Annotated in this window: 24 protein-coding genes; 19 read left to right on the top strand and 5 right to left on the bottom strand. The window is 41.1% G+C overall.

Translation table 11 applies throughout. From position 1 onward, the window contains the following. The first annotated feature begins 660 nt into the window (after positions 1-660). The 3 genes from QR42_RS15265 to QR42_RS15255 all read left to right on the top strand — a co-directional run bounded on the left by QR42_RS15265 (position 661) and on the right by QR42_RS15255 (position 2,786). Entirely contained in the window at positions 661-1,164 is a 504-nt protein-coding gene (locus QR42_RS15265; protein WP_039181451.1) for a hypothetical protein, read from the top strand. Between the two features lie 571 nt (positions 1,165-1,735). Beyond that, a complete protein-coding gene (locus QR42_RS15260) occupies positions 1,736-2,209 on the top strand; it encodes a hypothetical protein (RefSeq protein WP_039181448.1) in 474 nt (157 codons plus the stop codon). Between the two features lie 7 nt (positions 2,210-2,216). Beyond that, positions 2,217-2,786 (top strand): hypothetical protein, encoded by a 570-nt coding sequence (locus QR42_RS15255; RefSeq protein WP_039181445.1) that lies wholly within the window; start codon positions 2,217-2,219, stop codon positions 2,784-2,786. Positions 2,787-2,877: 91 nt separating this feature from the next. Here the strand turns inward: QR42_RS15255 and QR42_RS15250 are convergent, their stop codons facing one another. Further along, a complete protein-coding gene (locus tag QR42_RS15250; protein WP_039181442.1) occupies positions 2,878-3,117 on the bottom strand; it encodes a hypothetical protein in 240 nt (79 codons plus the stop codon). A gap of 239 nt (positions 3,118-3,356) precedes the next feature. Between QR42_RS15250 and QR42_RS15245 the strand changes: the two genes are divergently transcribed. From QR42_RS15245 to QR42_RS15205, 10 genes are all read left to right on the top strand, one after another. Continuing rightward, the gene (locus QR42_RS15245; protein ID WP_039181438.1) at positions 3,357-4,958 is read left to right on the top strand and encodes a histidine kinase N-terminal 7TM domain-containing diguanylate cyclase; all 1,602 of its coding nucleotides are present in this window, start codon (positions 3,357-3,359) and stop codon (positions 4,956-4,958) included. Positions 4,959-5,217: 259 nt separating this feature from the next. Next, positions 5,218-5,673, top strand: coding sequence for a DUF6376 family protein (locus QR42_RS15240; protein WP_039181435.1), 456 nt, complete (start codon positions 5,218-5,220; stop codon positions 5,671-5,673). 101 nt (positions 5,674-5,774) lie between these two features. Then, positions 5,775-6,080, top strand: coding sequence for a metal-sensing transcriptional repressor (locus QR42_RS15235; protein WP_012011272.1), 306 nt, complete (start codon positions 5,775-5,777; stop codon positions 6,078-6,080). A gap of 72 nt (positions 6,081-6,152) precedes the next feature. Beyond that, positions 6,153-6,359 (top strand): copper chaperone CopZ, encoded by a 207-nt coding sequence (gene copZ / locus QR42_RS15230; RefSeq protein WP_024423475.1) that lies wholly within the window; start codon positions 6,153-6,155, stop codon positions 6,357-6,359. A gap of 80 nt (positions 6,360-6,439) precedes the next feature. Further along, positions 6,440-8,875 (top strand): heavy metal translocating P-type ATPase, encoded by a 2,436-nt coding sequence (locus QR42_RS15225; protein WP_039181430.1) that lies wholly within the window; start codon positions 6,440-6,442, stop codon positions 8,873-8,875. Beyond that, a complete protein-coding gene (locus QR42_RS19740) occupies positions 8,872-9,006 on the top strand; it encodes a hypothetical protein (protein WP_257218418.1) in 135 nt (44 codons plus the stop codon). The genes QR42_RS15225 and QR42_RS19740 overlap by 4 nt, the downstream gene beginning before the upstream one ends. Before the next feature lie 175 nt (positions 9,007-9,181). After that, positions 9,182-10,459: a cation:dicarboxylate symporter family transporter gene (locus tag QR42_RS15220; protein ID WP_039181428.1), complete on the top strand. Its 1,278-nt coding sequence runs from the start codon at positions 9,182-9,184 to the stop codon at positions 10,457-10,459. 18 nt (positions 10,460-10,477) lie between these two features. Further along, the gene (gene aspA / locus QR42_RS15215; protein WP_039181426.1) at positions 10,478-11,923 is read left to right on the top strand and encodes an aspartate ammonia-lyase; all 1,446 of its coding nucleotides are present in this window, start codon (positions 10,478-10,480) and stop codon (positions 11,921-11,923) included. 116 nt (positions 11,924-12,039) lie between these two features. Continuing rightward, positions 12,040-13,356, top strand: coding sequence for an ATP-binding protein (locus tag QR42_RS15210; protein WP_039181423.1), 1,317 nt, complete (start codon positions 12,040-12,042; stop codon positions 13,354-13,356). Then, positions 13,353-14,285, top strand: a complete 933-nt coding sequence (locus tag QR42_RS15205) for a response regulator (protein WP_034280916.1) — start codon at positions 13,353-13,355, stop codon at positions 14,283-14,285. Before QR42_RS15210 ends, QR42_RS15205 begins: the two co-directional genes overlap by 4 nt. Positions 14,286-14,303: 18 nt before the next feature. On the opposite strand, the gene QR42_RS15200 is transcribed toward QR42_RS15205, so the two are convergent. After that, entirely contained in the window at positions 14,304-14,909 is a 606-nt protein-coding gene (locus tag QR42_RS15200; protein WP_039181420.1) for a TetR/AcrR family transcriptional regulator, read from the bottom strand. A gap of 88 nt (positions 14,910-14,997) precedes the next feature. On the opposite strand from QR42_RS15200, the gene QR42_RS15195 reads away from it, so the two are divergent. Continuing rightward, the gene (locus QR42_RS15195; protein WP_039181417.1) at positions 14,998-15,546 is read left to right on the top strand and encodes a hypothetical protein; all 549 of its coding nucleotides are present in this window, start codon (positions 14,998-15,000) and stop codon (positions 15,544-15,546) included. A 37-nt stretch (positions 15,547-15,583) separates the two neighbouring features. Here the strand turns inward: QR42_RS15195 and QR42_RS15190 are convergent, their stop codons facing one another. From QR42_RS15190 to QR42_RS15180, 3 genes are read right to left on the bottom strand one after another with little or no spacing between them, the layout of a single operon-like run. Then, on the bottom strand, positions 15,584-16,522 hold the full coding sequence (locus QR42_RS15190) for a metal ABC transporter substrate-binding protein (protein WP_039181414.1): 939 nt from the start codon (positions 16,520-16,522) through the stop codon (positions 15,584-15,586). A gap of 13 nt (positions 16,523-16,535) precedes the next feature. Then, entirely contained in the window at positions 16,536-17,408 is an 873-nt protein-coding gene (locus QR42_RS15185) for a metal ABC transporter permease (RefSeq protein ID WP_039181411.1), read from the bottom strand. Continuing rightward, a complete protein-coding gene (locus QR42_RS15180; protein WP_039181408.1) occupies positions 17,408-18,151 on the bottom strand; it encodes a metal ABC transporter ATP-binding protein in 744 nt (247 codons plus the stop codon). Before QR42_RS15180 ends, QR42_RS15185 begins: the two co-directional genes overlap by 1 nt. 413 nt (positions 18,152-18,564) lie before the next feature. Between QR42_RS15180 and QR42_RS15175 the strand changes: the two genes are divergently transcribed. The 5 genes from QR42_RS15175 to QR42_RS15155 all read left to right on the top strand — a co-directional run bounded on the left by QR42_RS15175 (position 18,565) and on the right by QR42_RS15155 (position 25,191). After that, positions 18,565-20,664 (top strand): heavy metal translocating P-type ATPase, encoded by a 2,100-nt coding sequence (locus QR42_RS15175; RefSeq protein WP_039181406.1) that lies wholly within the window; start codon positions 18,565-18,567, stop codon positions 20,662-20,664. 141 nt (positions 20,665-20,805) lie between these two features. Then, entirely contained in the window at positions 20,806-21,492 is a 687-nt protein-coding gene (locus tag QR42_RS15170; RefSeq protein ID WP_025094107.1) for a DsbA family protein, read from the top strand. After that, complete coding sequence (locus QR42_RS15165; protein ID WP_024423464.1) at positions 21,489-21,902, top strand: disulfide oxidoreductase; 414 nt, start codon at positions 21,489-21,491, stop codon at positions 21,900-21,902. Before QR42_RS15170 ends, QR42_RS15165 begins: the two co-directional genes overlap by 4 nt. A 347-nt stretch (positions 21,903-22,249) precedes the next feature. After that, positions 22,250-22,861, top strand: a complete 612-nt coding sequence (locus tag QR42_RS15160; protein ID WP_024423463.1) for a trimeric intracellular cation channel family protein — start codon at positions 22,250-22,252, stop codon at positions 22,859-22,861. 314 nt (positions 22,862-23,175) lie between these two features. Continuing rightward, the gene (locus QR42_RS15155; RefSeq protein WP_039181402.1) at positions 23,176-25,191 is read left to right on the top strand and encodes a Na+/H+ antiporter; all 2,016 of its coding nucleotides are present in this window, start codon (positions 23,176-23,178) and stop codon (positions 25,189-25,191) included. Positions 25,192-25,225 lie beyond the last annotated feature (34 nt).

Raw genomic sequence — 25,225 nt, 5'->3', positions numbered from 1 at the left:
TGTTTAAAATTAGATCAGGATTATACATCACTGCTTCATTAAAATATGTTAAGGTAAAACATAAGTAAATTGAGAACTCTTCCATTTTTTTGGAGGGGCTTTTTTGTGTTAATTCTTTACTTCAAGTCCACCTATTTATCATTCGTATTTTTGGAATATCAAAAAAACATTTAAAGAAAGGAGGGATACATCTATCTTGTCTAATGCTTCTTATTACTTATTTTTACATAAATGTTGGAAGGTGAAAGGAAATTTGAGATAATGAATTGAAATTACCTTGGATATACATGAAAAATAGATGTGTAGAATGTTTGATTTTTCTGTGATTTGGGAGGTGAACTATAATGAATGGAATAGATATATTAGAGGACGCTTCAAGACTTGGTCAATTAATTCTTTTCTTCTCTGGATACGCTCTTTATTGGAAACTAATCAAAACAAAAAAAGAGCGACCTCTCACAAAGTACGAAAATTTCCTTAAATTTTTTGTAATGTTAGGCATGGTAATTTATTTTCTCTCGTTTTTATCTTTAAACTTGTGGGCGTAATATGTCGATGTATGTCTGATTATGACTAATGGGTTTAACTCTCTCTTAAAACCCTTTATTTTACATAAATGTATGATAAGGTAATTTTGAGTTGAAAAAAGGGGGAGTTAATATGAAAAGATTGGTTTTTTTAATGTTAGCATTAGTTCTGGCTGTGACTGCCTTTGCTCCAGCTGCTGCTGCAAAGACACAAAGCACAAAGGGATTAGAAGGTTTGACAGAAGAGCAAATTGAGAAGTCTTTAAAAGAAATTGAATACATTTTCACAAAGATTATCATTTCTGATAAAGAAAAAGGCTACACCATTAATAAAGAAGAGCTTGGAAAATCACCTTATACAGATGCAGAAAAAAATGGAATGATCGCTTTCGCAAAATTAATGAATCAAGAAGCGACCACGAAAAGTAACACGGTAACTCGCTGTGTCGAGGATGCAGTTGGCATCGCTAAAGGTACTTTAAAGCATCTGCAAAAAGCAATAGATAAGGGAGATTGGATGACAGTGGCAGTATACTTAGGCGGTATGGGCCTTGCAATTAAGCCGAGCGTGTTATTTGTATTCATGCTGTTTTGTGGTGCGCCAGTAGCCAAAATTGCTCCTGCTCAATATGAATAAGATTAATATGTAAAATTGGCCGTCCACCTGGGCGGCTTTTTTACATTACTGAACTTCCACTCATGCTTCTCTTTATCAAGATCCGTCACGTCGTACCCTTCTACAAAAAGATAATAAAAACCCTTCAACTTGAAGGGTCATATTAAAGAAGATACTTTATCGGTAATTTTCATTTGTTCCCCCGAATGTTCGTTCAAGAATTTGGCCACTGTTTCTTCTTCATCTATATAAGGAACTTTCCAAAATACAGCTATCTGATTGACTGTATCATCATCCTTTGCAGCATGCAGTCGTATAAAGGGTTTGAAAGCCCTTGATGCGAGACTGGCAACATGAAAATTGAGATTAAATACAAGAAGACGCTATTGATAGCGTCTTTTTTTTATGCTTTTTATAATTTTTTAACAGAAAAGCCAAATGAGGATCTATTTACTAATAAATTGAATGAATAGCTAAATATAACTACTATTTAACCGATGAAATGTAGGAATGTTACACCATAAACAAGTGGCAATTTCATTAAATTTAAAGCTTGAAAATAACAGCAGGAATGCAGAAGGAGTTTATCTTAGTGAACAAAGTAAAGACTAAATCACTATTCGCAACGATGATCATGCTTGCTGTGCTGATGGTATTCGGTACAGCGTGCAGCAACCAAAAAGCAGAAAAAGAATATGCCGAGTGGTATGAGAACTACAGAAGTGATATCGAAGACACAATGCTCGTGTTTGCTAAAAAGATGGTGGCCATTGATGCAGGTAATGATGAATGGCTTGGATCTGTCGAGAAGTCACTTTTTGATGTACAAAAAGTCATTGATGAGGGTAATGAAAAGAAAAACGTTCCTGGTGCTTATAAAAAAGCACATGAGTATTTGCTAAAAGCAAACAAAGGATATCAATATGCCGTAGAAGAAACACCGAAAGCACTTGAAAATCTTGATCTTGAATCATTGGATAACATTTCGAAAAGTCTCGACAAAGCATACGATCAAACAGCCAAAGCCGATGACGAAGTAGAAAAAGTCTCAAAGGATAAGGAGTAATTCACACATGAAGACAAATAAAAGGACAATGATTTCAGTATTTCTTCTAGTATTTACATTGATGATGAGCACAGCATGCGGTAAAAATGAAGCAGCAAACGGTTCATCGTCAAATAAAACGCCGGCAAAACAAGAAAAAATTGAAAAGATGACCGATAAAGAATATGCTGCATGGTATAAGGGGTATTTAAAACGTTTTGAAGATAGAATTATGCCTTTCTTTTTTTCATTAGTTCCAATGGATAATGTTTATGATAAAGAATGGGCTAGTGAACTTGAGAAGAAAATTGATAGCCTGCGAGAATTACTTAGCGAAGCCAAAGAAAACGAAAACAAAGTTCCAGATACGTATAAAAAAGTAAATAGTTACTTAGTAAAAACAGATGACAAATTAGAACCGGTTTTCAAAGATATCATAAAGGTTACAAAGCAAGATAAGGTCGTTGATGATGATTTGAATTTCATAGATTCTAGAATGAAGAAAGCATTAGAAGAGATGGTTCTTGCAAAAACAGAAGTTAGTAAAATTGAAGATGAGAAAGCTAAAGATACACCAAAGGACAAATCAAAATCTTGATTTTAAAAAATGATGCTGGAACTTTTTAAGGGAGATACACCGAACTTGGATCACAACAGAAAAAGAGATGCCACATCTGGCATCTCTTTTCTTATGTACGGTTTCTCATAGAAGACACCAACAACCGAACAAACAAAGGAAAAACGACAACCACCGCAAACATCATCAAAAATTCATCTGACACAAGTTCCACAAATGTTGTCTGAATCACATAAATCGCAATCAGCAGCAAGTAACTGATCAAAAATAATAATCCAGAACTTCTCTTTTCAAACGGTTTTTCCAAAAGAATCAGCAGAAACAGCCCCATCATGATGATCCAAAAAGTCATATTCCTTTCGAGTCTCCTCTCCATTGATCCCCACATTGTACATATATTTTTCTTGGCGCAACATACTTCTCCCTCAATTTAAGCAAAAAGTAGTGAAAATATAAGGGGGCACGAACAGGTAACGCCTGAAAATTTACAAAAAACCTCCAACCAATTCAAAATCACATCTTCCCATTTGTGACGTCCTCATATATAGTAAGATTAGACTAGTTCTAAATGACTGAAATTGGGGCGTTTACATGGATTCGATTGTTTTACATTTTATTGTGATCATGAGTGTTTCTGGCATTCTGTCCGTGATATTATCAATCATTGCTCATGCAAACCGCCATCGGTATATTGGCTGTCAATTGTTTATGTACATGTCTGGAGCAACTGCGATTTATATCTTTGGGCATACGTTTGAATTATTGGCTCGTACCCCTGGAGAAATCATGTTCTGGGTTTGTTTTCAATACATAGGTCTTCCGTTTATCGCACCGCTCAGTCTGCTGATTGTGCTGCAATTTACGGGGTTCCATCAATATTTCACAAAGCGCCGCGTGCTTCTCATCTTATTGATTCCAACTCTCACAACCATTTTGGTGTTCACCAACTCTTTACATTCGCTCTTTTATCGAGACATCACGATAAATCCAGTAGATGGTTTTTTATTGGCTGATTTTACGATTGGCTATTGGTATATCATCCATGGCGTTTATACGTTTGGCTGTTCGATGCTCGCTATTTTTATGCTGGTTTGGTTTTTACGTGTCACAAAAAAAGAATATTTAAAGCAGATTCTGATACTGTTAGTGGGAATGTTATTACCCATTATGACTTCTTTTATCTATTTATTAGGCGTCACTCCTTTTCATATTGATCCGGTCCCTGTGGTGATGTTTTTGACTAACGCACTCTATCTATGGGCGATTATGTCGTTTCAGCTCTTTAAAATCTCTCCCATTGCAATGGAGCGTGTGTTTGAGCATATGTCTGAAGGGGTTCTGATTTTAGATCGATATCGGACACTCATTGATTACAACCCCGCTGCAGCATCGATCATTCCGACACTTGCGAATAAAAAGGGAATTGGCTATAAAGTCGACGATATTTTCTCAGGAATCATCAAAGATTCAGCGTTCATTCAGTGGCTGCGCTCTCCGCAGGATCATTCGCAATATGATCTAATGTGGAAAAAGGAAAAAGACCAGTCCTGCTATTATCATCTGACCGCTTCGTCTCTATTTAATAAAAGAGGAGAGATCGAGGGCAGGCAAATAGTCATCAGTGATGTAACAGAGCAGCGTTTGCTGCAGGAAGAGCTGGAGCGTCGTGCGTATATCGATGGTTTGACGAATATTTTCAATCGTTCTTCTTTCATCGAACGAACGCAGCTGATTTTGGAAGAGGATGCGCAGGATACGGCGGTTATGCTGTTTGATATTGATTTCTTTAAACAAATTAATGACACACACGGACATCATATTGGAGATGAAGCGCTGCGTCATGTTGTCTCTATTTGTCAGGAGCATTTACAAATGGATGATTTATTTGGACGATATGGGGGAGAAGAGTTTGCGATTTGTCTGCCTCATCAGTCATTTAAAGAGGCATGTCATATCGCGGAACAAATAAGACATTCGTTTGAAGCGAGTTTCTTTACGAATGATGAGGAAAAAGTTCGAGTGACAGCGAGCTTTGGAATTGCTCATACAGCCAATGATCCTTGTGTATTAGAAACACTTCTATTTGAAGCGGATCAGGCCTTGTATATGTCAAAACGCCAAGGACGGAACCGGATTTATGCATCAACTGGTAAGGGCCATGTGCTGTATCATGAGCAGGATCTCCCGAATTGACTGTTGTCCCGACATTCGATATGATAAACATAACATTGAACGGTTTCCTAAAGGGGAGTAGCTTTTACGGTCTGGTCGTCATTACAGAAACATTCGTTGTTTCTCGGTCATTCCGGCATGAACAATGTTAGCCAGACCTTTGCCTATCACACATGAGGCAAAGGTCTGGCTATTTTTAAGGTCTTTTTGCATCTGTGTGATATAGAGGGAAGCGGAACAAATGATGCTTTTAATCCTACAGATGAAAGGATGATCGATCTTGAAAAAATATGTGATGGCTTTCCTATTTTCCGGAACGCTTGTATTAAGCGGGTGCTCCGGCTTGCTTGATCAGGTCAACGATACAACGACATATGTCACTGAGGCAAATGACTATGTGACAGACATTCAGCAATTTACAGAGGACTTTCCAAAACTCGCTGAAGAAGCTGTGCAAAATGCCGCCAAAAAAGCAGAATTAACGCAGCAGCTTGAATCATTGAAGGCAGATATTCAAGATTTTAATGAAGTCACAGCGCCAAAAATGGCAGAAGACCTGCATGCACAAATCATTGAAAAAAATAAAGTGCTGTCAGAGGAAATCCAAACGTATTTACAGCAATTGAAAGCAGGCGATATCGATGTTGCCTCCATACTGGAGGATCAGCAGGGATTGATGAAACAGCTTCAACAATCCGTCAATCTTTTGCAGGATATCGAACAATTAACAAATTAGGACAAACATAGCTTTATATGCCGCATATCTTTGCCTTTTCCGGTGGAGATATGCTTTAATTTAAGTAATGACAAGTCATAATAGAAAAAAGGTGATCACACATGACAGAACATGAAGAACGACATATGGCTTCGCCAAGAGCCGAGAAGGAAAAAGATCAATTGATCAATCGTTTGAAACGAGTGGAAGGACAAGTTCGCGGGATTCAGCAAATGATTGAAAACGATCGTTACTGTATAGATGTTGTGAATCAAATTTCCGCAGTCAATGCGGCTTTGAAAAAAGTCAGTCTGCATTTGATGGAAAAGCATACACATCATTGCGTAGCAGATGCTATCAAGAGCGGCAATGGGGATGAAGCCATTGAAGAGTTAATGACGGTCTTTACGAAACTGACAAAATCGTAGCATTTATGTTTACATTGATACCCTACTAGGGTATAGTAAGTTGTAGAAAATGATTGATGGAGGCGATGAGAAGTGGAACAAGCAACACTTCAAGTGCAGGGCATGTCTTGTGGACATTGCGTGAAAGCAGTCGAAGGAAATGTAGGAGAATTAGCAGGTGTTGAATCTGTGAAAGTCCATTTAGACAAAGGACAGGTGGAGGTTTCATTTCACCCGGATCAAGTCACATTACACCGTATCTCTGATGTGATTGAAGAACAGGGATATGATGTCGTATAAATGAACATACGTGCTGCATGACAGCACGTCTTTTTTTCAAAATATAATACCCCCATGGAGTATGTGGAGAGGTGAGATCAATGAAAAAGGAAATTGACTTTCAAATTACGGGGATGACCTGTGCTGCCTGTGCAGGCCGCATCGAAAAGGGATTGAACAGGCTGGAAGGTGTGGAGGATGCCAGTGTGAATTTGGCGCTTGAAACTTCCCATATCATCTACGAATCAGAGCAGTTAACACCAGATGATTTGAAGCGAAAAGTCCAATCTCTTGGTTACGATGTGGTGATAGAGAAAGCAGAATTTGATATAGAGGGAATGACTTGTGCGGCTTGTGCAAACCGAATCGAGAAAAAAATTAACCGAATGGACGGTGTCGATCACGGGTCTGTAAACTTTGCGCTAGAGACACTTCAGGTCACATATCATCCGGGCCAAACGTCTACAAATGATATAAAAAATGCAGTGCAGTCTATAGGGTATTCCTTAATTGAACCAGACGTAGATCAAGCAGAGGGAGGAAAAAAAGATCACCGCCAAGCAGCAATAGAGAAGCAGACGGCACGCTTTTTATTCTCAATGATTTTGTCACTGCCGCTTCTTTGGGCAATGGTCAGCCATTTTTCTTTCACATCCTTTATTTGGCTGCCTGAAGCGTTCATGAATCCATGGGTTCAGCTGGCGTTAGCAGCGCCTGTGCAGTTTATTGTCGGCTGGCCATTTTATGTAGGTGCGTATAAGGCTTTAAGAAATAAAAGTGCCAATATGGATGTTCTTGTCGCACTTGGGACTTCTGCCGCGTTTTTCTATAGTTTATATGAAAGCATTCAGTCAGCGATTCGAGGCACACATGAGGCAGCCCTCTATTATGAAACAAGTGCTGTCCTCATTACGTTGATCGTGCTCGGAAAATTAATGGAAGCAAGAGCAAAAGGAAGATCATCAGAAGCGATTCAAAAACTGATGGGCTTACAAGCGAAAGAAGCGGTTATCGAACGAGATGGCAAACAGATGACTGTGCCTATTTCTGACGTGAAAGTGAATGATCTTGTGTTTGTCAAACCGGGTGAAAAAGTGCCGGTAGATGGAGAGATCATAGAGGGAACAACCGCAATAGATGAGTCCATGATTACAGGAGAAAGTCTGCCTGTTGATAAAACCGCAGGAGATATGGTCATCGGAGCAACGATCAATAAAAATGGATTTATGAAAATAAAAGCGACAAAAGTCGGAAAAGAGACGGCGCTTTCCCAGATTATCCGAGTCGTAGAACAAGCGCAGGGCTCAAAAGCACCGATTCAAAGAATGGCAGATCAAATATCAGGGATATTTGTGCCCATCGTTGTAGGAATTGCTGTGCTCACATTCCTCATATGGTTTTTCTTTGTCGACCCTGGGAATGTGACGTCAGCACTTGAAACCTTTATAGCCGTCATTGTTATCGCATGTCCATGTGCGCTCGGACTTGCTACACCTACCTCTATTATGGCTGGCAGCGGCCGTGCGGCTGAATCAGGCATTCTGTTTAAAGGCGGAGAGCATTTAGAAGTGACTCAATCACTCGACACGGTGGTGTTAGATAAAACAGGAACTGTGACAAAAGGGGAGCCGAGTCTGACAGATGTGTTGGCATACGCGAATTGGACAGAAGATGCGGTGCTGCAACTAGCAGGATCGGCAGAACAGCAGTCGGAACACCCGCTTGCCCGAGCGATCACAGATGGAATGAAGGAACAAGGTCTTGAAGCAGTCGGAGTTGAAGGCTTCCAAGCAGATCCAGGTCATGGAATTGAAGCAAATGCCGCAGGACACAAGCTTTTAATTGGAACGCGTAAGCTATTACAGAAACATCATATCCCATATGATCAAGTCGAATCATCCGTCACAACGCTGGAGGAGCAAGGAAAAACGGCTATGCTTGTCGCGATTGACGGCGAAGTCGCTGGCATTGTCGCGGTCGCAGATACGATCAAATCATCCTCTCATCAAGCCATCGCTCGTCTGAAAGAGCAGGGGATTCACGTTGTGATGATGACAGGTGATAATAAACTAACAGCAGAGGCGATTGCGAAACAGGCAGGCATTGATCATGTCATTGCTGAAGTGCTGCCTGAAGAAAAAGCGGCTCATATTGCAGCGCTTCAGAAACAAGGAAAAAAAGTCGCCATGGTCGGAGACGGTATCAATGATGCCCCAGCTCTTGCAACAGCGAATATTGGGATGGCTGTGGGAACAGGGACAGACGTTGCCATGGAAGCAGCAGATATTACGCTCATGACAGGAGATCTCCATGCGATTGCAGATGCGCTGGAATTTAGTCAAAAAACAATGAGAAACATTAAGCAAAATTTATTTTGGGCGCTTGCCTATAACTGTATTGGGATACCGATCGCTGCATTTGGTTTCCTTGCGCCATGGCTTGCAGGAGCGGCAATGGCCTTTAGCTCCGTGTCCGTTGTGCTGAATGCGCTCAGATTGCAGCGATTGAAGCCAGTCAGAGAGGGAGTGGCAGAATGAAGATGAATGTCAAATGGGTTTGGACGATTAGTGCATTGTTCTACGTTGTTCTTGTCCTCATTGGATATGCGATGTACGATAGATTTTCTACACAACAAGATACACCAAGTGAACAAATGCAAAATCATTAAGACTTCGCCAAAAGCGAAGTCTTTTTTTAACAATATTGTGGAAAAACCCACCTTTTTAAAGATTTTTCATAAAAAATTCACTTCTTTTTGTTCCTTTTTGTCGTTTTTTGTAGGTTCGTCGTTAAGATGCGATTAAGCAACAAAGAAAGCGTTATCAAAAAAAGGGGGTTCACGTATGAAAAAGTTAGGGTTAGCTTCTCAAATACTCATTGCACTTGTTCTGGGTGTTGTCGTGGGAGCGCTGTTTTATCAAAATGAAACCGTTATTAATGTGTTAACGCCGATTGGCGATATATTCATCCATTTAATTAAAATGATCGTTCTTCCAATTGTTATTGCTGCATTGATTGTAGCAGTTGCAGGTGTAGGCGATATGAAAACGATCGGAAGACTCGGCGGAAAAACAATTCTTTACTTCGAGATTGTGACAACGATTGCATTAGCAGTTGGACTGCTTGCAGCAAACGTCTTCCATCCTGGTACAGGAATTGATATGAGCAACATGGAGAAAGGCGATATCTCTAAATATGAAGAGACATCTAAGGCTTCTTCTGAAAAAGCGACTTTCTCTGAAACGTTGGTTCATCTTGTACCAACAAACGTTTTCCAATCTATTGCAGAAGGTGATCTATTACCAACCATCTTCTTTACAGTCTTATTCGGATTAGGAATTGCCGCAGTAGGAGATAAAGGAAAACCAGTATTAGGATTCTTTGAGGGTATACTCGAAGCCATGTTCTGGGTGACCAATAAAGTGATGAAGTTTGCACCATTTGGTGTATTCGCGCTCATCAGTGTGACGGTGATCAAATTCGGGGTCGGAGCGCTTCTCCCGCTAGGTAAACTGGTACTTGTCGTTTACGGTACAATGGCATTCTTCGTCATTGTTGTACTTGGCATTATTGCTAAAATGGCTGGAACAAGCGTCTTTACACTATTTAGAGTATTAAAAGAAGAAATCATTCTTGCATTCTCAACAGCAAGTTCAGAAGCTGTACTGCCTAGATTAATGGACAAAATGGAGAAGTTCGGCTGCCCGAAAGCGATCACGTCGTTCGTTATTCCAACAGGCTATACCTTTAACCTAGATGGAAGTGCCATCTATCAATCCATTGCTGCGATATTTGTTGCACAAATGTACGGCATGCCGCTTTCCATCTATGAGCAAATTACGTTACTATTAATTTTAATGCTGACATCTAAAGGAATGGCTGGTGTACCAGGTGCATCGATCGTTGTTGTCATCACAACTCTTGGTGCTATGGGACTGCCGCTTGAAGGACTTGCCTTCATCGTTGGGATCGACCGACTTCTTGACATGGTTCGTACAACAGTGAACGTATTTGGTAACTCACTTGCAGCCATTGTCATGTCTAAGTGGGAAAAAGTATTTGATCAAGAGAAATCGAAGAAGTATATTGAGGAATTGAAACAACAAACAAAAGCAGCGTAAAAAAGGAGATCTTTTCAAATGACGAAGCTACAGGACAAGCAAGTTCGAATCGAACGAGACTTTCTAGGTGAAAAGGAAGTAGACACTCAAGCATATTATGGAATTCAAACATTACGTGCAGTGGAGAACTTTCCAATTACAGGCTACCGTATTCATGAGGAACTCATCAAAGCATTAGGGATTGTCAAAAAGGCAGCCGCACTTGCAAATATGGATACACAGCGACTATATTCTGGCCTTGGAGAAAAAATTGTTGAAGCGGCAGATGAGGTCATCGAAGGAAAATGGAACAATCAATTTATTGTCGATCCAATTCAAGGCGGGGCTGGCACTTCAATGAATATGAATGCCAATGAAGTCATTGCAAACAGAGCGCTTGAACTACTAGGAAAGGAAAAAGGCGCTTATACTGAGCTAAGTCCAAACACGCATGTGAACATGTCGCAGTCAACAAACGACGTTTTCCCAACAGCGATTCATATTTCAACATTGAATATGATTGAAAAACTACTTTATACGATGGAAAACATGCATCAAGTCATGACTGAAAAAGCGCAGGAATTCGATCATGTCATCAAAATGGGACGTACGCATCTTCAGGACGCTGTTCCAATCAGACTTGGACAAGAGTTTAGTGCGTATGCAAAAGTTCTTGCTCGTGATATTAAACGTATCAAGCAGTCTAGACAGCATTTATATGAAGTCAATATGGGTGCAACAGCAGTCGGAACTGGATTGAATGCAGATCCTAAATATATTCGCCAAGTGGTTGGCTATCTATCTGACATTAGCGGATTACCGTTAGTTGGTGCTGAAGATTTAGTTGATGCAACGCAAAATACAGATGCTTATACAGAAGTATCTGCTGCGCTTAAAGTATGTATGATGAACATGTCCAAAATGGCGAACGATATTCGTCTGATGGCTTCTGGTCCAAGAGCAGGCTTTGGTGAGCTGCACTTGCCGCCGAGACAGCCAGGTTCATCTATCATGCCAGGGAAAGTCAATCCAGTTATGCCTGAGGTCATGAACCAAGTGGCTTTCCAAGTCATTGGGAACGATCACACAATCTGTCTTGCATCAGAGGCTGGCCAGCTTGAACTGAACGTTATGGAACCAGTGTTGGTGTTCAACCTGCTTCAATCTCTCAGCATGATGAAAAATGTATTCGAGTCCTTCGTGGACAACTGCTTGCGTGACCTAAAAGCAGATGAATCTAGATTAAAAGAATATGTAGAAAAGAGTGCCGGTGTCATGACGGCGGTGAACCCGCACATTGGTTATGAAGCGGCTGCACGAATTGCAAGAGAAGCCATCCTTACAGGCGCATCTGTACGTGAGCTTTGTCTGCAAAATGATGTGTTAACAGAGGAAGAGCTTGATGTCATCTTAAATCCTTTTGAAATGACAAAACCAGGTATTGCTGGCGCATCACTTTTAGAAAAAGATCGTTTAGAAGATTAAGCGGCATCATGAGAAGCGCACACCGGCAAAGTTCCGGTGTGCGCTTTTTCATGGAGGTTTGTTTTTCTTTAGCTCACATAGTATACTATCGTCAATTATTAGGGATGTGACTGCATTTGAATCTACTGAAAAAATGGCTGAATACAGAGCCTTATTTAATTGTGCTGCTCATTGTACTGACGCCGATTGGCGGAGAGTTTAAATTTTATCCATTTGAGGACAGCTTTCGGGTCAGCTTTGGAACCGTTGTCTTTTTCTTTATCCTGCTTCAAATGAAAAGATTTCCTGCATGGGCAAGCGGCATCATCGCTGGGATATCTGTTTTTGCGTTTCGCGTGCTGCTTGATACAGCCGTGACAGGGCATCTTCCGCTGGAAGAGGCGGTTTCATTAAGATTTCCTTCCCTGCTTTATTATGTCGTCTATGGCACACTCTTTTATTTATTGAAGGTCAGACGTTTCCGTGATCAGCCTTGGCTGATTGGAGCAACAGGCATCATCATGGAGCTGTGCGCAAGCGTTGTTGAGATCATTGCACTTCGAGGCACCATGGATGAAATTTTAACGGGGCGGACGCTGTTTCAATTATTTGTTTTGGCGATTTTCAGAAGCTTTTTCGTGTTAGCTTGTTATACAATGATTCGCTTATATGAAGAGCAGGCGAGAGAGCGTCAGATGAAAAAGGAAAAGGAACATCTGCTGATGCTCCTGTCTAACCTTTACACGGAATCTACATATTTTCATAAAACACTCGCACATGCTGAGCACATTACGGCTACATCCTATCAATTGTATCAATCCCTTCACCACGCAAAGGATGCAGAATCATTGGATTTGAAAAAGCTCGGTAAAACCGCCTTGCAAATTGCAGGAGAGGTGCATGAAATCAAAAAAGATAACCAGCGGATTTTTTCTGCCTTATCAAAGCTGATTCATGAGGAAAATTTCCAGGCTTATGAGAGTCCTTCTCATATCGCTGGGCTTGTCATTCGCATTCATGAAAATTATGCTGAATCTCTTAAAAAAAACATCGTCTTTCATTATGATGAAGATGGGCAGCACCCCGCCTATCACGTGTATACCATTCTATCTTTGTTAAATAACATCGTATCCAACGCTGTTGAAGCCATTCCTGTAGATGGAGAGGTGTCACTTTCTATTTCACAGAAAGAAAACCAGGTGATTTTTCAAATCAGCGACAACGGGCCTGGCATAAAAGAACGTAATCATCATGTTATTTTTAAGCCAGGTTTCACTTTAAAATACGACCAGGTTGGGAATCCATCAAGCGGTATCGGGCTTGCGTATGTAAAGGATACAGCGGAGAAGCTTGGCGGAAGTGTTGAGATGAAGAGTATCCCAAATAAGCAAACGATTTTCACTTTAACGATACCAGTAGATCAAGTCAGTAGAAAAGAGGGGATTGGGAGATGAGATTTTTTATTGTTGATGATGATGAAGCCGTTCGTTCTTCACTGGCTCAGCTCATTGAAGATGAAGAGCTTGGTATTGTGGCCGGAGAAGCAGAGGATGGCGCAGAGTTAACAGCCAGCTACTTAAATGATTTGCACATTGATATTTTATGTATTGATCTATTGATGCCGGAAAGAGACGGGCTTGAAACGATTCGAGCAATCAAGGATGAGTTTCACGGGAAATATTTAATGCTGTCACAGGTTGAAACAAAGGAATTAATCGGACAGGCGTATACACTTGGCGTTGAGTATTATGTGACAAAGCCGATCAATCGTGTAGAGGTCTTAAGCGTTCTCCATCTCATGATTGAACGCCTTCATTTAGAGCATTCAATTGAAAATATTCAGCACTCACTTAAATCGGTCATGCAATTTCAGCAGCGCGGTCAGACGAAAACGAAGCAGCGGGGGAAAAGTCTTGCAGAGGCAGGGCAGTTTTTGCTGGCGGAGCTTGGTATTGTTGGTGAGAAGGGGTCTAAAGATTTATTAGATATGATTCTGTTTACAGACCAGTATTTAGCGCTGCATGCTGATCATCATGATTCCTTTCCTTCTTTAAAGATCATTTTCACTGGGATTACGGAGGATAAATTAAGTGAGCCCTACACATCGGCAGACATCGCAAGAGAAGCAAAGGCAGCCGAGCAGCGGGTAAGACGTGCGATCAACCAATCATTGAAACATATCGCATCACTTGGGCTAACCGATTTTTCCCATCCAACATTTGAAAATTACGCATCAAAATTTTTCGATTTCACCATCGTGCGAAAGAAAATGAGTGAATTGACGAAAGAGATGAGCGGAAGAGAAGAACACACCCGTATCAATGTGAAGAAATTTGTGCAGGTGCTTTACTACGAAGCAAAACGTATTTTTATGGAAGATTAAAAAAGACATGCTCTCTAATTAGGGAGACATGTCTTTTTTTGTGATGGATTGCAGGTGCATCTGAAGCACGGAGCGTATGAGCTGAGGCGGTAACCGATGAGGCTGTACAATTCCATTCAATGCAAGCCCATTGATAAGCGCATAAAGCCGCTCAGTTTCTAATAAAAGATCGATATCATCTAGCAGCAGCCCATCCTCTTTCAATTTCATTAAACAATATTGGGCGGTTTGGAAAAGTTCGTCATACATCTTTGCATTGAGCGGCTGTAGATCTGGTTCAGTCAGTGCCTTGACTGAAAAAGCCTGCCACACCTCCATTTCAAATTTTCGTTCTTCATCAAGTGGAAGAACCTGCTCCAATAAAGTGATGACATTTTCCTCCGTTGAACCGTTTAATGGAAGCCCTGTAATCCGCTCCTTGACTCTTTCCTGAATTAAATTCATGGAGAATAAAAACAACTCTTGCTGTGTGGAAAAATAATGACGCATAGAGCCGGCTGAAATTCCAGCTTCTACTGCTATTTTTCGTACAGAAGCGCTTTCCAATCCCTCTTGTTTAATCACTCTCATTGCAGCTTGAGCGACCTTTTGTTTTTGTTTATGGTGATCGACGATTTTTGGCATACATTGATTTTAGCATAGCTGTTGTTTTTTTAACACATCTGTGTTATTTTTTATTTAATACAATTGTGCTAAAAAGGATGTGGGGAAATTGGTCGGGTTATTGATTGTGGCATGTGAAATTGGTTTTTGGCTGTTTATTTTAATGGGGTTAACGCTTCGTTATGTGTTTAAACAGAAAAAGTGGGGTGCTTTCTTTCTTGTCTGTACGCCGGTTTTAGATCTCATCCTTCTTGCGGCTACTTATATAGATTTAAGACAGGGGGCTGTGGCGACTGTCATCCACGGGCTTGCGGCTGTTTATATTGGTGTGAGTCTGGCCTTTGGACATCAAATGGTGAAATGGGCAGATGCTAAGTTTGCTTATCGTTTTGCAGGAGGTCCTAAGCCAAAGGGAAAACCAAAGTACGGTAAAGAGCGGTCTATGTATGAAATGGTCGGCTGGGCTCGGCATGTTATTTCTTATGTCATCGGAGCGGGGCTGTTATATGGTTTGACCTATCTCATCCAAGCACCAGAGCGGACGGAAGCGCTGATGCAGCTTGTCAATACATGGGGAATGATCCTAGCCATTGATTTTGTCATTAGCATCAGCTACGTCATTTGGCCGAAAAAACATCCAGAAAATATAGCAGGCTGACAAAAAAGACAGGCGGATTCACTCCACCTGTCTTTCCTTATGATGACAACCCTTTGTAAATGGTGTCAATATTCCATTTCATCATCTTATAGTAGCTGTCTCCATCTTCACCTTTTTTTCCAATAGAGTCAGTGAAGACTTTCCCTTTGATTGGAACCCCGGTTTCCTCAGAGAGGCTTTCAAGGCTTCGTTTATCAACGCTTGTTTCAAGAAAGAGAGCAGGAACTTGATGATCTTTGACAAAATGAATGATGCGCTTCATTTGTCCTGGTGTTCCTTCACTTTCTGTGTTGATCTCCCAAATGTAGCCGGCTTTCAGTCCATACGCCTCTGCAAAATACTTGAATGCTCCTTCACTTGTGACTAGGAGCTTTTTGTCTTTTGGCAGCTGATCAAACTTGTCTTTTGCTTCATCGTGAAGCGCTTGAAGCTTTTTAATATAGGCTTCTGCATTTTTTTCGTAATCCTCTTTATGCTCAGGGTCCGCTTGAATGAGCGCATCTCGAGCATTTTGGGCATAAAGGATCCCATTTTCAACATTCAGCCATGCGTGGGGGTCCTGCTGGCTTTCGAGCCCTTTTGAAGACAAATGCTTCACTTTGACGCCTTTACTCAGCTCGGCTACAGGTGCATCATCCCCGTCCTTGCCGCTCGATTCAAGCAGCTTTTGAAACCAGCCGTTTCCTGTTTCAAGGTTCAAGCCATTATATAGAACAAGGTCTGCATCCGTCGTATATTGAACATCCTTTGGCAGTGGGTCAAATTCGTGTGGGTCTGTACCAATGGGAACAATGCTGTGAATAGAGACATGCTGCCCGCCTACTTCCTTCACAATGTCATAAAGAATGGAGTAGGTCGTGACAACTTTTAATGTGCCGTCATCTTTACCGGAATTACTTTGCTGGGTCGAACAGCCTGCGATGATCATAAGGGCAATGAATACTGCGGTCAAACGGATTGCAAATACCTTCTTCATATATGTCCTCCTTTTACATAGACGCTTCCTTTTTTAAGTGCGTTCGTTTTCGTTTAGATTTTAATGATCTCCATAGAATGCCTTGCTTTGGTGAAAAGATAAAGGCACTGCCGAATAAAATGGTGGCCACCAGCACGATGGAAGCACCAGACGATAAGTTATACGTAAAGCTAAGCCCTAGGCCTATGACAGCAGAAACCGCACCGAAAAAAGCAGATAAATAAATCATGATCCAGAGCCGGTCTGTCAAGAGATAAGCGGTGGCTGCCGGCGTGATCAGCATGGCAACGACAAGAATAATCCCAACGGTTTGCAGTGATGCAACGGTTACAAGGGTCAATAAGGTCATGAGAAAATAATGAATCATACGATTCGGCAAACCGTAAACCGAAGAAATCACCGGATCAAATGAACTAATGAGCAGTTCCTTGTAGAAAACGATGACGGCTAGCAAAATAAAAATGCCGATGCCAAGTGTAATCCACATATCAGCTGATCGAACAGCTAGTACGTTTCCAAATAGAATGTGATATAGGTCACTCGAACTTTTCAAAAATGTGATCAAAATAATTCCGATTGAGAAAAAGGCTGTAAAGACAATGCCGATGGCTGAATCATTTTTTATGCGGCTGTTTTGACTCACGTAACCGATTCCAATCGCTGTTAACACGCCAGTTAAAACGGCACCGAAGAAAAAGTTAATTCCAAGCATATAAGAAATGGCGACACCTGGCAGTACGGCGTGTGAAATGGCGTCTCCCATCAAGGCCATGCCGCGTAAAATGATAAAGCAGCCGATAACGCCACAAATGATGCCTACCATAACGGATGTAAATAGTGCTTTTTGTAAAAAAGCATATTCAAAGAGTCCGGTTAAAAATTCCATTACACGTCTCCTCCTGCTGATTTTAAGAATGGCAGCTGTGTTTCATATGCTTCCAGCATGATCTCTGGGCGAAGAATGTCGTGTACAGGCCCTGCTTTGATGAGTTTTTTATTTAACAGAACAAGATGGCTGAAATAATCATCTGCCTTACTTAAATCATGATGGACAACCAAAATGGTTTTCCCTTCATCTCGTAATTCCTTCAAAATGCGCACCATCGTTTCTTCACTTGCCATATCAATTCCGACAAACGGTTCATCCAAACAGAAGAGCTGTGCGTTTTGAGCAAGAGCCCTTGCAAGGAAGACACGCTGCTGCTGCCCGCCGGATAACTCACCGATTTGTCTTTTGGCAAAGTCCTGCATTCCGACTTTTTCTAAACAGTGATACGCATATGCCCGGTCTTCTTTTTTTGGACGTTTCATTAGTCCGAGCTTCGGATATGTTCCAAGTAGTACGGTATCCAGTACATGAATGGGAAACGTCCAATCTAAATCATTTCTCTGCGGTACATAGGCGATCTGTTTTCTCACTTGTTTAAAGGGCTGTTCAAAAAAACGAATATCCCCTTGATCTTTTTCAATTAAATCCAAACATGCCTTGAGTAACGTCGATTTACCAGCACCATTTGGACCGATGATTCCTGTCATTGTCCCTTCCTGTATGGAAAGAGAGACGTTCTCTAATGCATCTTGTCCGTGATATGAGACATGAAGACGGTCGATTGTTAAAGCATTTGACATCTCTTGCGGCCCCTTTCAATCATGATTGCACTTCCTAAAGATATATGCATAAAATAAATAATTTTGACTAAAGGATGAAATGATTCTCTAATGCTAATTTGTTTCCTTAGGGAAACTTTTATTTTATTCTAAGCGTCTGTCCTTCTTTTGTAAAGAGAAAAACTGAAAACGATCGTTTTTATGTTATGCGGGGAGCAGGGGACATGAGCTTGATTTATTGAAAATCCGTATGACAGAATCGGACACAAAAAAACCAATTATTTCTTCATAAATGATTGACAGAAGACAAGAACTCCTCATATAATAAAGGTAATCCAATATATGAATATATGCTCATATATAAAGTTTTTGATTTTTAATAGGTTTAATCGATCCAGGGAACGTTACTTATCATATAGAAAAAAGGTGAGAACATGAAAAAAATGAAGGATGAATACGTATTAAACGGTCTTGATTGTGGAAACTGTGCACGTAAAATTGAAACAGGTGTCAGCAAAATGGATGGCGTTGAAGCTTGTTCCGTTAATTTTGCGACAGGGACATTGACTGTCACACATGCAGATAAGCAAGAAACGATGTCAAAGCGTATTGAAAAAACGGTTCAGTCCATCGAACCTCATGTGAGTGTATCACCAAAAGAAGAAGGCCATCATCACGATCATGATCATGGGACAAAGAATTTAAAAGCGATTGTGCTGAAATTAATTGGCGGTGCAGTCATTGGAACAGCGGCTTATTTCATACCAGAAGATGGCTTACTAAAATTCATCACGTTTTTCGCAGCCTATTTACTAGTCGGCGGTGATGTGGTTTTTAAAGCGCTGAAAAATATCGTGCGCGGCCAAGTATTTGATGAGAACTTCTTAATGACCATTGCAACAGCTGGCGCTTTTGTGATTCAGCAATATCCAGAGGCACTGGCAGTGATGCTGTTTTACCAAATTGGAGAGCTGTTCCAAGGGGCAGCAGTGAATCGTTCAAGACGATCCATTAGTGAATTAATGAATATTCGCCCTGAATATGCGAATCTCAAAGTAGGAAATGAAACGAAAAAAGTGAAGCCGGAAGAAGTAAAAGTCGGTGATCGTATCGTCGTGAAACCAGGCGAAAAAATTCCACTCGATGGCCTCGTCATTGAAGGATTTTCACTCGTGGATACCTCCGCATTAACAGGGGAGTCTGTGCCGCGGGATGTAGAAGCAGGGAAGGAAGTTCTTGCAGGATTTGTGAATCAAAACGGGATTCTTGAAATTGAAGTGCAAAAAGGACTTAGCGAATCGGCAGTGACGAAAATTTTAGACTTGGTTGAGAATGCGAGCAGCCGAAAAGCGCAGACAGAAAACTTTATTACAAAGTTTGCAAAATACTACACACCGGCTGTTGTTGTATTGGCATTACTGCTTGCCTTTGTGCCGCCGCTTCTTATTCCATCAGCACAATTGTCTGACTGGGTTTACCGGGCACTCGTTTTCCTTGTTATTTCATGTCCGTGTGCGCTTGTCGTGTCCATCCCATTAGGATTCTTCGGGGGAATTGGGGCAGCTTCTAAACGAGGCATCCTTGTAAAAGGCAGTAACTATTTAGAAGCACTGAACTCTGTGAGCTATGCTGTATTTGATAAGACGGGCACACTTACAAAAGGAAACTTTACAGTGACCAATATCGTGACAACTAGCGAAAAGTGGTCAGAAGAGGAGCTGCTTTCTTTTGCAGCTTTAGCAGAAGCTCATTCTTCACATCCGATTGCTGAATCAATTAAAGCAGCATATGGTTCGCCGCTTGATGAAAGCCAGATTGAAGCATATGAGGATATTGCAGGACATGGAATTAAAGCGACCATCAGTGGTTTACAGGTCTTAGCGGGAAATCACCGCTTGATGGAACGAGAAGGCATTTCATATGAAAAAGAAAAACGAAGCGGAACGGTTGTGTACATGGCCATTAACGGTGAGTTTGCCGGATCGATCTTGATTGCAGATGAATTAAAGGATGATGCAATTGAAGCTGTCTCCGCTCTAAAAGCGTCTGGCATTCAAACTGTCATGCTGACTGGTGATGCCAAGCAAGTCGGAACAGCGGTCGCCCAGCAAATTGGCATAGATGAAGTACATGCAGAATTATTACCGCAGGATAAAGTAACAAAATTAGAAGAAATTGATCAGAAAAAAGCGCCTCAAGAAAAATTATTATTTGTTGGGGATGGCATTAATGATACACCGGTATTAGCAAGAGCAGACATAGGTATTGCGATGGGCGGACTTGGTTCAGATGCAGCGGTAGAAGCGGCTGATATCGTCATTATGACAGACCAACCGTCAAAAGTTGCAGAAGCCATCGCTGTCGCTAAACGAACAAGAAGGATTGTCTGGCAGAACATCGCATTTGCTCTTGGGGTTAAAGGGGTTTTCCTATTACTCGGTGCATTTGGTATTGCGACCATGTGGGAAGCCGTCTTCTCGGATGTCGGTGTGACCGTACTAGCTGTTTTAAATGCCATGAGGGTGATGAAATAAAATTGTAAGGAAAAATTCATGAATACCATCTTTCATAATGAATCCCCTCTTGTTAAAATAGAAGAAGTTGGATAATGGCATTATTCTAAGCTATTATCCTTTTTCTTTTGAAGGAATGAAAAAGATAAGGTAGGTGCTTTTGTGAGTAAAAAAAATAATCAATCTTCATCCATTAAATTTGCTGTTATTTTAACCATTATCGCAGCTCTTCTCATCGGATTATTCGTCGTCATTGGGAACAACAACAGCAAAGAAGCACAAACGGTTGACAGTAAGCCTTCTATTAAAGGACAGCCTGTCATGGGAGATAAAAACGCAGCCGTGCAAATTGTCGAGTTTGGGGATTATAAATGTCCTTCATGTAAATCATTTGAAACAGACATTTTCCCAAAACTGAAAGCGGACTACATAGATAAAGGCGATGTATCATTTTCGTTTATTAACTTACCACTTCCTGTTCATGGAGATGGCGCTGTGCTTGCAGCACTAGCTTCTGAAGAAGTGTGGAAAGAAGATCCGAAAAACTTTTGGGCATTTCATGAAGCTGTCTATCAAGCACAGCCAGATAGTGAAGCAGAATGGGTTACGCCTGCTAAGCTGACGGAGCTAGCGAAAAAGACAACAAAAATAGATACGGACAAGCTTAAAGATAACCTATCGAAGAAAACATATCAGCCGCAGCTGAACACAGACGATCAGCTTGTGAACCAATATAAAGTGAATGCAACACCAACTCTTTTCATTAACAATAAACAAGTCCAAAACTTTTATGACTATGATGAAATCAAAGAACTAATTGATCAAGAGCTCAAAGGGAAAAAATCATGAAGAATAAGCTTGTTTACTTATACAGTGCTTGGATCGTCTCTATCGTTGCGACGATGAGCAGCCTGTATTTAAGTGAAGTAAAAAAGTTTATCCCATGCGATATGTGCTGGTTTCAGCGCATTTTCATGTACCCGCTTGTGCTTTTACTTGGAATTGCGACATTCAGAGGCGATGTAAAAGTAAAATATTACGTTCTGCCTTTGGCTGTGATTGGCGCTTGTTTTTCTATTTATCATTATATGGAACAAAAGATACCTGGCTTTGCATCGATTCGCCCTTGTCTGAGCGGTATTCCTTGTTCCGTTGATTATTTGAACTGGTTTGGTTTTATCACGATTCCACTACTAGCCCTTATTGCATTTATTCTCATCATCATTAGTATGCTGCTGTTAAATGCAAAAGAAGATTGAAGGAGATAGCCTGCTTATAAGCGGGCTATCAGCGTGTAGACAAACCCTCGCATTCGTTGTCAGTCCTGCGCGCTGGTGCTCACGAATGTCAAATTCGCTCCGCTCCAGTACTCGTCCTTCCTAGACTTCAAAGGTTTTCTATCACGCTGAAAAGAAGACAAAGAGCTAAAATAAAGATCATTTTAGCCCTTTGTCAACAATCTATAGCCTGCTTATAAGCGGGCTATTTTTTATTTTTGCAAAAAGATAAAATTTAAAGAAAATTTGTATTGCTTTTCGCCTGTGTCAGATATACATTAAGGGAGTAGTATTAGATGATTAGATAATGGTAAGGAGATAAGCGGAAAATGGCATGGGAAGTCTTAAGTATCATTGGCATTGTCGCATTCGCCATTAGTGGTGCGATTGTGGCAATGGAGGAAGAGTACGATATTCTTGGTGTGTACATTTTAGGGATTGTGACAGCATTTGGCGGTGGAGCGATTCGGAATCTATTAATTGGTCTTCCGGTGTCTGCTTTATGGTCACAGGGCAAAATGTTTACCATTGCCCTTGTATCTATTACGATTGTGTTTCTTTTTCCAAAGCTTTTGCTTAAGCACTGGAGCACATGGGGAAATTTCTCGGATGCGATCGGTTTAGCAGCGTTTGCGATTCAAGGCGCACTATTTGCTGTGCAAAGAGAACTTCCGCTCAGTGCAGTCATTGTGGCAGCCATTTTGACTGGAAGCGGCGGCGGAATTGTACGTGATTTATTAGCAGGACGAAAGCCGCTTGTGCTAAAAGCAGAAATTTACGCCGTATGGGCAGCCCTTGGCGGCTTATTCGTCGGACTCGGCTTAGCGCAGGGCGAGCTTGCTTTATATCTGCTGTTTGTCATCCTCGTCGTATGCAGGGTTTGTTCCTACTTATTCAAATGGCGTCTTCCCGCCAGGTCTTATTTTTTAAATAAAGGGTAAAACGAAAAAAGGGCGATTCCGCTCTTTTTTTTTGTGTTTAATAAGAGCTGAATGTCAGCAGATGTTGGAGTTTTCGTGTAAAATAAAAGCAGGTCTATTGTTCATCATTTGAACAATACATATGATGAAAATTTTGTCAGCAGGCTGAATATCTGGATTCAGCCTTTTTTTGCCTAGATGGATTGTTATGTGTTGGTTTCACTTTTTGCGGAATACTAAAGAAGCACTTCTGATCGGACGGATGGATGAAATGAACACATCTTTGCATGTAAGCAAAACTTGACGAAAAATATACATAGGAGGGACATGTACTAGTGGAGATTTTTTTAGCAGTGCTCGTACTACTGGCACTCATTGCAGCGTCCAATATTATCAATCGTTTTGTCCCCTTTATTCCTGTTCCGTTAATTCAAGTGGGCTTAGGTATATTGGTGGCAGCTTTTCCTTCAGGTTTACATATTTCTTTAAATCCTGAACTTTTCTTCGTTCTATTTATTGCGCCGCTGTTATTTAATGACGGAAAGCGTACCCCAAGGGACGAGCTATGGAAATTAAGAGCACCTATTCTTCTTTTAGCGCTTGGTTTAGTGTTTGCGACCGTCGTTGTAGCGGGATATACCATTCATTGGATGATTCCAAGCATACCGCTTCCAGCCGCATTTGCGCTTGCAGCGATTTTATCACCGACAGATGTGGTGGCAGTAAGTGCTTTATCCAGCCGTGTGAATATGCCAAAGGGCATCATGAGACTGCTGGAAGGCGAAGGGCTGATGAACGATGCATCAGGACTTGTCGCCTTTAAATTTGCCATTGCCGCAACAGTGACGGGAGCCTTTTCAATTGCTCAGGCATCCTTTAGCTTTGTCCTCATTGCCGCAGGTGGTTTATTAACTGGATTTATTCTATCCTTCTTTATCATTCGTTTTCGCTATTTTCTCCGCCGTTTAGGAATGGACGATGTCACGATGCATATCATCCTGCAAATCCTTACACCATTTGTGATTTATTTAGCAGCAGAAGAAATTGGTGTATCCGGAATTTTAGCCGTTGTGGCCGGTGGTGTGACGCATGCCATTGAGCAAGATCGAATGGAAGCGAATTTAGCCAAACTGCAAATTGCTTCATCAAACACATGGAATATTATTTTATTTATTTTAAACGGACTTGTTTTCGTTTTACTTGGATTGCAGATTCCTGATGTATCCACAGTCATTTTCCAGGATGAAGCATTTAATAATATGCAGGTCATTGGCTATATCTTAATTATTACGCTATGTCTCATGGTGCTGCGGTTCTTATGGGTATGGCTGTTCTGGGCAGGTAACTGGAGTGTAACGAAAAAGCAGAATGTAAAAAAACCGAAGCTGCGGGCTTCGATGCTGATGACATTCTCTGGTGTTCGTGGTGCTGTCACATTAGCAGGTGCCTTTTCAATACCATTTACGCTTGCGGACGGATCACCATTTCCAGAGCGGCACTTGATTATTTTCCTCGCAGCAGGCGTGATCTTATGTACACTCATTTTAGCTAGTGTGTTACTGCCTCTTTTATCTGAGAAAAAAGACAAGCAGGTCGACGTGGACTTGGATACAAAGATTCAGCATGCAAAACGGAAGCTGCTGAGAAGTGCTATTAAAACGTTAAAAGAAGGGATGAATGAGGACAACAGGGAAGTATCCCTTGCACTCATCAATGATTACCGAATGAAGCTGAGAAATATCCAGCGTGAACCATACCAATTCGGGATGAGAAGACAAGAGCGGAAAATCAGACTGCACGGTATCAAAGCAGAACAGATGAAACTTCAACAATTAATTGATGAAGAGAAAATTGACAAGGAAGAAGCTTATGAGCTGCAAGAGAGATTTCATGAGCTGGAAATGCTGTATTCAAACTCCTTCAAAATTCGTTTTTCAAAAGTGAAGTTTCTGCGCTTGCTTCAATGGCTGCAATTATGGCGGCCGAATCAGCACATTTCAAACGGTATTTTAGAAAAAGAGGACTCGTATAAACAAATCCGTAAGAAAACGGCTGAAGCTGCGGTAGACTCGATCAAACAGCATATGACAGATGAAAACCAGCAAACGTGTCATCAAGTCATTGGTTTTTACAACCAAGTCATTTTCCGATGTGAACACGGTCCAAGCTTCTTCCAGCAAAAAGACCGTTCATTTGACCGAAAGAAAAAAGAGCTGAACTTCCAAGCTGTACAGACGATTCGAAATGAAATACAAACCTTATATGAAGATGGTGAGATCAACCGTGATATTGCCCATCATTTAAGAGAGTATATCAATGACATGGAAGCTGTTCTGCTCACTAATACGTGATGTTGTCATCTTCTCCCCCTTGTTTTATGATGAA

Origin of the sequence: Bacillus sp. WP8 (assembly GCF_000800825.1) — a bacterium.
In the GTDB taxonomy this organism is placed as follows: Bacteria; Bacillota; Bacilli; order Bacillales; family Bacillaceae; genus Bacillus; species Bacillus safensis.
The sequence above is the reverse complement of the archived record's forward strand: the minus strand, read 5'-3'. Positions and strand labels throughout refer to the sequence as shown.

Excerpts from the sequence above, each read along its gene's own strand:
- QR42_RS19740 (WP_257218418.1), top strand. The coding sequence starts at position 8,872 with ATGAAGATGAATGTCAAATGGGTTTGGACGATTAGTGCATTGTTCTAC.
- QR42_RS15180 (WP_039181408.1), bottom strand. The coding sequence starts at position 18,151 with ATGTCAAATGCTTTAACAATCGACCGTCTTCATGTCTCATATCACGGA.
- QR42_RS15190 (WP_039181414.1), bottom strand. The coding sequence starts at position 16,522 with ATGAAGAAGGTATTTGCAATCCGTTTGACCGCAGTATTCATTGCCCTT.
- QR42_RS15165 (WP_024423464.1), top strand. The coding sequence starts at position 21,489 with ATGAAGAATAAGCTTGTTTACTTATACAGTGCTTGGATCGTCTCTATC.
- QR42_RS15235 (WP_012011272.1), top strand. The coding sequence starts at position 5,775 with ATGACAGAACATGAAGAACGACATATGGCTTCGCCAAGAGCCGAGAAG.
- aspA (WP_039181426.1), top strand. The coding sequence starts at position 10,478 with ATGACGAAGCTACAGGACAAGCAAGTTCGAATCGAACGAGACTTTCTA.
- QR42_RS15265 (WP_039181451.1), top strand. The coding sequence starts at position 661 with ATGAAAAGATTGGTTTTTTTAATGTTAGCATTAGTTCTGGCTGTGACT.
- QR42_RS15250 (WP_039181442.1), bottom strand. The coding sequence starts at position 3,117 with ATGACTTTTTGGATCATCATGATGGGGCTGTTTCTGCTGATTCTTTTG.
- QR42_RS15220 (WP_039181428.1), top strand. The coding sequence starts at position 9,182 with ATGAAAAAGTTAGGGTTAGCTTCTCAAATACTCATTGCACTTGTTCTG.
- QR42_RS15255 (WP_039181445.1), top strand. The coding sequence starts at position 2,217 with ATGAAGACAAATAAAAGGACAATGATTTCAGTATTTCTTCTAGTATTT.
- QR42_RS15185 (WP_039181411.1), bottom strand. The coding sequence starts at position 17,408 with ATGGAATTTTTAACCGGACTCTTTGAATATGCTTTTTTACAAAAAGCA.
- QR42_RS15160 (WP_024423463.1), top strand. The coding sequence starts at position 22,250 with ATGGCATGGGAAGTCTTAAGTATCATTGGCATTGTCGCATTCGCCATT.
- QR42_RS15225 (WP_039181430.1), top strand. The coding sequence starts at position 6,440 with ATGAAAAAGGAAATTGACTTTCAAATTACGGGGATGACCTGTGCTGCC.
- QR42_RS15245 (WP_039181438.1), top strand. The coding sequence starts at position 3,357 with ATGGATTCGATTGTTTTACATTTTATTGTGATCATGAGTGTTTCTGGC.
- QR42_RS15200 (WP_039181420.1), bottom strand. The coding sequence starts at position 14,909 with ATGCCAAAAATCGTCGATCACCATAAACAAAAACAAAAGGTCGCTCAA.
- QR42_RS15175 (WP_039181406.1), top strand. The coding sequence starts at position 18,565 with ATGAAAAAAATGAAGGATGAATACGTATTAAACGGTCTTGATTGTGGA.
- QR42_RS15205 (WP_034280916.1), top strand. The coding sequence starts at position 13,353 with ATGAGATTTTTTATTGTTGATGATGATGAAGCCGTTCGTTCTTCACTG.